The following is a 5,630-nucleotide window of genomic DNA, read 5'->3' on the forward strand; positions in this document are numbered from 1 at the left end:
ACCCACGAATTCAAGCCTGCGTTCGGCCAGCGTGGTTTAACGGGGCGCCTAAGATCAAGATCAAAAGCGCGGCGGCCTTAGAGCCGACCGGTATCGTGTGTCGATCCGCGATCCAAATGTGGGAGGGGGCTTGCCCCCGATGGCGGCCTCGGGGCCGACCAGTATGTTGGATCAGATCGAGTACATATCCGTTTCTGCGGTTACGGCTGCTAATGGTTCCGCTTTTACAGCGGCTCACTTTTGAAAAGCGCAAAAGTAAGCAAAACGCTCATGCCCCACCACTCGGCACCTCGCTTAGGCTCGGTGTGCCCGAACGAAGGCTTGAATCCGTGGGCCGCCGCAATGGGCCATCCCTGGCCCAGTGCGGCTAACCCGGCGTCCTGCCGGGTTACCCACGAATTCAAGCCTGCGTTCGGCCAGCGTGGTTTAACGGGGCGCCTGAGATCAAAAGCAGATCAAGAGCGGCTCGCTTCGCATCGTGGATACGTTGTTTGTGTGGGAGGGGGCTTGCCTTCGATTTATTTGTAGCGTTGCTCGAAGACGGCCACCTGTTCGGGCTTGATCAGCTCGAAAGGCACCCACACCTCCGACTCAATCGGCTCGCCCTTGATCATCCGCACTGCCGCCTGCATGGCCTGGGTCGCCTGGGCTTTGGGGTCCTGGAACACCGATGCGCTGAGCACGCCGCGCCGGATCGCCGCCAGTCCATCGGGCAGGCCGTCGATCCCCACAATCGCCACTTCGCCCTTGGCCTTGCCCGCCTGCTGTAACGCCATGGCCGCGCCAATCGCCATTTCATCGTTGTTGGCCACGATCGCGTCGAACTGCGTGCCCGCCAGCAACCAGTTGCTGGTCAGGTCCATGGCCTTGCTGCGTTGCCATTCGGCGCTTTGCTGCTCAACGATCCTGATGCCCGGAAATTCCTTGAGCACCTGCCTGGCGCCTTCAGTGCGGTCGCGGGTGGCGTTTTGCGCCAGGTCGCCCATGATGATCGCCACGTTGCCCTTGCCGCCGAGTTTTTCCGCGAGATAGCGCATCTGCAATTGCCCGGCCTCAATGTCGTTGGACGCCACGGTGACCACACCCTTGGGCAATGTGCGTTCATCCGGGTGACGGTTGACGTACACCAGTGGGGTGTTGCTGGCGACGGCGGCGCGGGTGATGTTGGCGGTGGCGGCGGTGTCCACCGGCAGTACGATCACCGCGTCGACGTTCTGGTTGAGGAAGCCTTCGACCTGATTGAGCTGGCGCACCACGTCGCCCTGGGCGTCCTCGAACTGGATCTGCACGTCCTGTTGCGTGGCGGCTGCTTCAAGGCCGGTGCGCACGTAGGTCATGAAGTTATCGTCGACCCGCGCGATGCTCACGCCGATGCGATACGCGGCAAAGCTTGATTGGCTCAACAGCAGTAACAGTGTGGCCACGATCAATGAATAGCGATGCATAAGGTGTTCCTCTTGTTGTTATAGGGTGAACGCCTGGCGGAAACGCTCCAGGGCCCTGTCGCTGTCGCCGCTGGCCCAGCCTTCCAGGCCGACCACGCCGTTGTAGCCCATGGCATGCAGCGCCCTGGCAATCGCCGGGTAGTGGATTTCGCCGGTGCCGGGCTCCTGGCGTCCGGGCACGTCGGCCACCTGGATTTCTCCGATGGCGGGGCCTGCGCGCTGGATCAGTTCGATCAGGTTGCCTTCGCCGATCTGCGCGTGGTACAGGTCCAGGTTCATCTTCAAATGCGCGCTGCCCACCGCTTCGATCAGGGCCAGGGTGTCGGCGGCACGGGCGAACGGGGTGCCGGGGTGGTCCAGCTCGGTGTTGAGGTTTTCCAGCAGGAACACACGGCCGGCGTCCTCGCCCAGGCGTGCGATCTTTTCCAGGGTCTTGCAGGCGCTCAGCCACATGCGTCCGGAGGTGTGGCTGACGGGCTGCACCGGCAGGCCGCCGTCACCCAGGCCGGTGCCGTGCAGATTGAGGCTGGGGCAGTTGAGGCGCTCGGCAATGCCCAGGGATTCGCGGGCGCTGTCGAGCAAATGGCGGATACCGTCAGGGTCGGTGAGCGTGCCGCTGATGTAGCCGGTCATCGAGGTGAAGTCCGCGCCTGTCGCGGCCAGGGCGTTGATGTCCTTGTCTGTCCAACTCCAGATTTCGGCGCTGAAACCGAGTGCATGAATGCGTTTGACCCGCTCCACGAACGGCAGGTCCAGGAACACCATCTCGGCACTGACCGCCAGCTTGAACGGGATCACAGGCTCACCGCCGTGCCTTGCTCGCAGGACTCGATACACGCGCGCGCAATCGCCAGGGCGGCGCGGGCATCTTCGCCGCTGGCCAGGGGTTTGGCGCCGCTGCGCAGGCAGTCGACAAAGTGGTTGAGCTCGGCGATGTAGGCGTCGCGCAACAGGTCGGTGTCCAGGCGTTGGGTGTCGGCCTGGATGCCTTGGGCCTGGTAGCGCACCAGGTCGGATGCCTGCACGCCGCCCATGGTCAGCATGCCGGCACTGCCGAACACTTCACCGCGTACGTCGTAGCCATACACCGCCTGGAAGCTGGCTTCGGCGGTGGCAATCGCGCCGTTATCGAAGCGGATCGTGACCACGGCGGTGTCGAGCAAGCCTCGGCTTTTGTATGCCGGGGCGATCAGCGCGTCGGCCATCACCTGCACCTGCACCGCTTCGGCACCGGGGTTGAGGTAGCGCAGGGTGTCGAAGTCGTGGATCAGGGTTTCCAGGAAAATCACCCATTGCGGTGAGGCGCCAGGGTTGTTCAGCGCCGGGTCGCGGGTCAGTGAGCGCAGCAACTGCGGGGTGCCGATGCGTCCTGCGGCCACATCAAGGTGAGCGCTGCGAAAGCTCTTGGCGAAGCGCCGGTTGAAGCCGACTTGCAGGGTCACACGGGCATCGGCGGCGGCGGCGATGGCGCGGTCGGCTTCCTCGAGGGTGATGGCCATGGGTTTCTCGCAGAAGATCCCCTTGCCGGCGCGGGCGGCGCTGATCACCAGTTCCGCATGGCTGCGGGCGGGGGCGGCGATGAGGATGCCGTCGATGTCCGGGTCGTCGAGCAGTTGCTGTGGGTCGGTGTAGACCTTGTCCACACCCAGCTCCGCCGCCAGACGCGCGGCTTGCCCTGGGGTAGGGTCGGCGATGGCGGCCAGGCAGGCGCCGGGGATGTGGCGGGCGGCCGTCAGGCCGTGGAAGCTGCCCATGCGACCGGCACCGATCAAGCCCAGGCGGATGCGTTTGGTATTCATGTATGACCCCCTTCTTATTGTTGGCCCCAGGACGGTCCTGGTGGGCAAGGAGACAAGAGCAAGGGCTGTGCCAGAATATAACTTGCTGATATCTAACAGGTTTAAAAAATAGAGTGTTCATTTCAATGACATGTCTATGCTGACATGTCGAAAACATGAACATGGAACCCGCTTATGAGCCTGGCGATCAGTGCGCAAGACCTCGATTACCTGACGACGCTCGGCCCCGCCGCGCTCAACGATGGCCCGGTCGCGGCGTTGGAGCAGGCGTGGCAGGCCTGCCTGCGCGGCCAGGTGCAGCGCCCGCCCGAGGTGCGTCAAACGATCTGGGATTCCTGGCGGCGCAGCGTCAAGGCCGGCATTGACCCCGCCGACAGCGCGTACCGCTTCATTGCCGCCGACCGCCTGGCGGCCACGCTGGCCAGCAACCGCGTGCTGATCGCCGCCGCCGCGCAAGTCATGCAGGGCTTGCTGGCGTACAACCCGCGCGGGCATATCAACCTCACTGACGCCCACGGCACCACCTTGTATTTCTGCGGGTTGGATATCACCCCCGTGGGCAGTCGCCTGCTCGAATCGGTGCAGGGCACCAACTGCACCGGCCTGGCGCTGGCTGAAGATCATCTGGTGTACGTGCTGGCCGAAGAAAATTTCGCGGTCGGCCTGCGTCAACGCCGCATGCACTGCGCCGCCGCGCCGATCAAGAACGCCCAGGGCCAGACCCTGGCCGTGCTGACGCTCACCGCCGAACCCGGCTGGTTTCACTTTCATACCCTGGGCACCGTGCAGGCGGCCGCTGAAGCCGTGTCGCGGCAAATGGCGCTGCAGGCGTTGCTGGAGGAACAGCAAACCGTGCTCGAAGTGCTCAACGAAGGCCTCGTGGTGGTGGATGAACGCGGCTGCATCAAGGCGCTCAACCGCTATGCCCGCCAGCTGTTCGGGGTGGGGCTGGAGCTGATTGGCAGTCCCTTCCAGCGCCTGGGCCGCAGTGAATTGAGCGAGGTGCTGGGTGAGGCTGTGCGCGACCTGGATTGCACATTCCACCTGCATGACCGCAGCCAACTCGCCTGCCTGGTCTCGGTGTGCCCACTGGAGCAGGGCGGGGTGATCGTGTCGCTGCGCGAAAACCGGCGCATCCGTGAAATTACCCGGCGCATTGTCGGCACCCAGGCGCGGTATACCTTCGACACCATCCAGGGCACCTCGCGGGCGATCCAGGATGCGCTGCACCTGGGGCGCATCGCCAGCCGCAGTGATTCCACCACGCTGATTCTCGGGGAAAGCGGCACCGGCAAGGAGTTGTTCGCCCAGGCTATCCATAACGCCAGCGAGCGTTGCCACGGCCCGTTCGTGGCGGTCAACTGCGGTGCGATTCCACGGGACCTGGTGCAGAGTGAACTGTTCGGGCATGTCGAGGGCGCGTTCACCGGTTCGGCCCGTGGCGGCTCGGCGGGCAAGTTCGAGCTGGCCGATGGCGGCACCATTTTCCTGGATGAGATTGGCGACATGTCCTTCGACGCCCAGGTCAGTCTGTTGCGGGTGTTGCAGGAAGGTGAAGTCGCGCGAGTCGGCGCAAAAAGCGCACGGCAGGTGGATGTGCGCATCATCGCCGCCACCCACCGCAATCTCAGCCAGGCAGTGGCCGACGGCGCGTTTCGCGAAGATCTTTATTACCGCCTGAATGTGCTGAACCTGACGGTGCCGCCGCTGCGGATGCGCCGCGAAGACATCCCGCTGCTGGCGCGGCACTTCCTCAAGCGCTGCGCGCGCTCGTTGCGTAAAACGGTGCAGGGCTTCGCGCCGGACGCGCTGGCCCTGCTTTGCGCCCATGCCTGGCCGGGCAACGTGCGCGAGCTGGAAAACGCCATCGAACGGGCGACCAACCTGGCCATGGGCGAGTTGATCCAGCCGGGCGACTTGCCGTTGGACAGCAAGCCCCGTGCGCTGGCCCAGGGCTATGCGCCGCAACCCACCCAGGACCTGAGCAGCCACGAAATGCATGCCATCGTCGCCGCGCTCAAAAGCACCGGCGGCAATATCCGCCTGGCCGCCCGGCAGTTGAACGTATCCCGGGGCGGGCTGTACAACAAGATGACTCGGTTCGGGTTGAATGCCGGGGATTTTCGCAGGCCGGTGGGCGGTTACTAATGGGGGAGGGGGCTTGCCCCCGATGGCGGTGTGTCAGTCACTGATGTACTTACTGACTCTCCCTCATCGGGGGCAAGCCCCCTCCCACATTTGGATCGCGGATCGGCAAAAGATACCGGTCGGCTCTAAGGCCGCCGCGCTTTCGCTTTTGATCTCAGGCGCCCCGTTAAACCACGCTGGCCGAACGCAGGCTTGAATCCGTGGGTAACCCGGCAGGACGCCGGGTTAGCCGCACTGG

At 64.2% G+C, this 5,630-nt stretch carries 4 protein-coding genes; 1 reads left to right on the forward strand and 3 read right to left on the reverse strand.

Annotated features, from left to right (window positions below; translation table 11 throughout):
- Positions 1 to 518: 518 nt before the first annotated feature.
- The 3 genes from BFQ00_RS15930 to BFQ00_RS15940 are packed head-to-tail and all read right to left on the reverse strand — an operon-like array spanning position 519 to position 3,244.
- Complete coding sequence (locus BFQ00_RS15930; RefSeq protein ID WP_065934071.1) at positions 519 to 1,445, reverse strand: sugar ABC transporter substrate-binding protein; 927 nt, start codon at positions 1,443 to 1,445, stop codon at positions 519 to 521.
- A gap of 18 nt (positions 1,446 to 1,463) precedes the next feature.
- A complete protein-coding gene (locus BFQ00_RS15935; RefSeq protein ID WP_065934081.1) occupies positions 1,464 to 2,210 on the reverse strand; it encodes a TIM barrel protein in 747 nt (248 codons plus the stop codon).
- Positions 2,211 to 2,239: 29 nt separating this feature from the next.
- Positions 2,240 to 3,244 (reverse strand): Gfo/Idh/MocA family oxidoreductase, encoded by a 1,005-nt coding sequence (locus tag BFQ00_RS15940; RefSeq protein ID WP_065934072.1) that lies wholly within the window; start codon positions 3,242 to 3,244, stop codon positions 2,240 to 2,242.
- Between the two features lie 174 nt (positions 3,245 to 3,418).
- Between BFQ00_RS15940 and BFQ00_RS15945 the strand changes: the two genes are divergently transcribed.
- Positions 3,419 to 5,392, forward strand: a complete 1,974-nt coding sequence (locus BFQ00_RS15945) for a sigma-54 interaction domain-containing protein (RefSeq protein ID WP_065934073.1) — start codon at positions 3,419 to 3,421, stop codon at positions 5,390 to 5,392.
- Positions 5,393 to 5,630: the final 238 nt, after the last annotated feature.

The organism is Pseudomonas sp. 28 E 9, assembly GCF_900004785.1.
Taxonomy (GTDB): Bacteria; Pseudomonadota; Gammaproteobacteria; order Pseudomonadales; family Pseudomonadaceae; genus Aquipseudomonas; species Aquipseudomonas orientalis_A.

What these genes read in the sequence shown, in the direction of transcription:
- BFQ00_RS15930 (WP_065934071.1), bottom strand. Translation starts at nt 1,445, where the DNA reads ATGCATCGCTATTCATTGATCGTGGCCACACTGTTACTGCTGTTGAGC.
- BFQ00_RS15935 (WP_065934081.1), bottom strand. Translation starts at nt 2,210, where the DNA reads ATGGTGTTCCTGGACCTGCCGTTCGTGGAGCGGGTCAAACGCATTCAT.
- BFQ00_RS15940 (WP_065934072.1), bottom strand. Translation starts at nt 3,244, where the DNA reads ATGAATACCAAACGCATCCGCCTGGGCTTGATCGGTGCCGGTCGCATG.
- BFQ00_RS15945 (WP_065934073.1), top strand. Translation starts at nt 3,419, where the DNA reads ATGAGCCTGGCGATCAGTGCGCAAGACCTCGATTACCTGACGACGCTC.